This window comes from Geobacillus sp. WSUCF1, from assembly GCF_000422025.1.
Taxonomy (GTDB): domain Bacteria; phylum Bacillota; class Bacilli; order Bacillales; family Anoxybacillaceae; genus Geobacillus; species Geobacillus zalihae.
This window is the reverse complement of the sequence record NZ_ATCO01000279.1, coordinates 1-1,729: the sequence shown is the minus strand read 5'-3', so window position 1 is coordinate 1,729 and position 1,729 is coordinate 1. Positions and strand designations below refer to the sequence as shown.

The following is a 1,729-nucleotide window of genomic DNA, read 5'->3' as shown; positions in this document are numbered from 1 at the left end:
CACCGATGTACAAGGGGGAACAATACGAACGAAACATGATCGTTGAACAAGGGAAAAACATATGCTACAGTGAGAGCAGGCAATACGAAAAAACATACTATATTTATAGGAATTATAAACTTTTTGGGGTGTGACCATATGGGCAGAGAGTTTCTTGACTTGTTTGAGCAATGGGCGGAATCGTATGACCGATCGGTCGAAGGATACGATGAGCAATATCGAGACGTGTTTGCCGGTTATGACCGCATTTTAAGCACGGTCGCCGACAAAGCCGGCCAAGTTGTGCTCGAGTTTGGCGTCGGCACAGGAAACTTGACGAAAAAGCTGCTTGAGCGCGGCAAGCGGGTGTACGGGATCGAGCCATCGGCGCCGATGAGGAAAAAAGCAGCGGAAAAGCTCAGCGGGCGAGCGGTCATTCTGGACGGCGACTTTTTGCAATTTCCGACACCGCCGGAGCCGATCGACACGATCGCCAGCACGTATGCGTTTCATCATTTGACGGATGCGGAAAAAGACGAAGCGCTGGCGAAATATAGTCAATTGCTCCATCCGGGTGGTAAAATAGTGTTTGCCGATACGGCGTTTCGCGACAAAGAGGCGTTCCGCCAGGCGATTGAGGAAGCCCGGGCGCGCGGCTTCCACGATTTGGCCGACGATTTGGAACGCGAATATTATACGACGCTTGACGTATTGGCATCACTGTTTTCCAAGCATGGCTTTTCCGCCTCCTTTGCGCAGCAAAACGCGTTCGTCTGGGTGATGGAGGCGGTGAAACAAACGACATAGAAAGAGGGAGAACGATGAAAGCAGCCATTATTGGAGCCATGGAAGAGGAAGTGGCGATTTTGCGTTCGCGCATGGAAGGTCGCGAGGAAACGGTCATTGCCGGGTGCGAATTTTCCAAAGGGCGCCTTGACGGCGTGGAGGCGGTGTTGTTGAAATCCGGGATCGGCAAAGTGAACGCCGCCATGGGAACGACGCTTCTGCTTGACCGCTTTCGCCCTGACTTCGTGATTAACACGGGGTCAGCTGGCGGATTTTTGCCTTCGCTTCGTGTCGGAGATCTTGTCATTTCCAAGGAAGTCGTCCATCATGACGTCGATGTGACCGCGTTCGGCTACGCTTACGGGCAAGTGCCCGGCCTGCCGGCCCGCTACCGGGCGGATGAGGCGCTTGTTGAGGCGGCCAAGCAGGCGGCGGCGCGGCTTGATGGCCTGCAGGCAGTGACCGGCTTGATCGCCACCGGCGATTCGTTTATGAACGATCCAAAGCGAGTCGAATTTGTGCGCGGTCAGTTTCCGGAATTGTGCGCCGTCGAAATGGAAGCGGCGGCGATCGCCCAAGTGTGCGTGCAATTTGGGACGCCGTTTGTCATCATCCGGGCGTTGTCTGATATTGCGGGTGAGGAGTCGGACGTGTCGTTTGAACAGTTTTTGGAGACGGCGGCGAAACATTCGGCTGAACTTGTCTTGTCGATGCTTTCCGTTATGAAACAGAAGCGCGATTAAGATGCAGCGAAAAAGCAGCTTGTCTATGTTCTCGACTGTCGGAGGCAAGCCGCAGGCTTCTTCCGTCACGCCTAGGCGTAACGGAAGACCGAACAACCGCCTGCTTCACAGACCCATATATGGGTCTTTAAGCTGCGTTGTTCGGTCGCCCGACAGTCGATCGAATACTCGGTAAAAGTTGCAAATGGTGATGCTTCAAATTGCATCTATATAAGTTGTAA

2 protein-coding genes are annotated in these 1,729 nt (G+C 53.6%); both read left to right on the top strand.

What is annotated here, in order from left to right:
- The first annotated feature begins 138 nt into the window (after positions 1 to 138).
- On the top strand, positions 139 to 786 hold the full coding sequence (locus I656_RS00155) for a class I SAM-dependent methyltransferase (protein WP_033006987.1): 648 nt from the start codon (positions 139 to 141) through the stop codon (positions 784 to 786).
- 14 nt (positions 787 to 800) lie between these two features.
- Complete coding sequence (mtnN, locus tag I656_RS00160) at positions 801 to 1,508, top strand: 5'-methylthioadenosine/S-adenosylhomocysteine nucleosidase (RefSeq protein ID WP_020756955.1); 708 nt, start codon at positions 801 to 803, stop codon at positions 1,506 to 1,508.
- Positions 1,509 to 1,729 lie beyond the last annotated feature (221 nt).

Coding starts and splice junctions, on each gene's coding strand:
- I656_RS00155 (WP_033006987.1), top strand. CDS start 139: ATGGGCAGAGAGTTTCTTGACTTGTTTGAGCAATGGGCGGAATCGTAT.
- mtnN (WP_020756955.1), top strand. CDS start 801: ATGAAAGCAGCCATTATTGGAGCCATGGAAGAGGAAGTGGCGATTTTG.